This is a genomic window from Catenibacterium sp. UBA627, assembly GCF_002299355.1.
Lineage (GTDB): Bacteria > Bacillota_I > Bacilli_A > Erysipelotrichales > Coprobacillaceae > Catenibacterium > Catenibacterium mitsuoka.
Genome location: NZ_DBPF01000085.1, coordinates 1 through 314 on the forward strand (window position 1 = coordinate 1; position 314 = coordinate 314).

At 34.7% G+C, this 314-nt stretch carries 1 pseudogene; it reads left to right on the plus strand.

The features are described from left to right. Nucleotides 1-134: 134 nt before the first annotated feature. A pseudogene (locus tag B2S90_RS11010) lies at nucleotides 135-278 on the plus strand (IS200/IS605 family transposase); the annotation flags it as partial. Nucleotides 279-314: the final 36 nt, after the last annotated feature.

Here is a 314-nt window from a genome sequence, read left to right on the forward strand (position 1 = left end):
CTTATCTGTTTCAGCTGCGATTATTTGAATTTTAGCTGTAATAGTCATCTGTTCCATAGATGCACTCCTTTCATAGATATTTCACCATATATTATATAATATGTATAATGGTAATCAATATTTTGAGGTAAACTATGGATAATAGATATAATCGTCGTAAGAGACGAATATACAGCCTTAAAGTACATATAGGCCTTGTAACCTAATACCATAAGCAACTACTAAAAGGCTCTATCGCTGATGATGTTAAACAAGAGATTCTCGATATAGCTAATACTTGAGGCTCCTCCCACCGCCTAAAGGCAGTGGGTTTC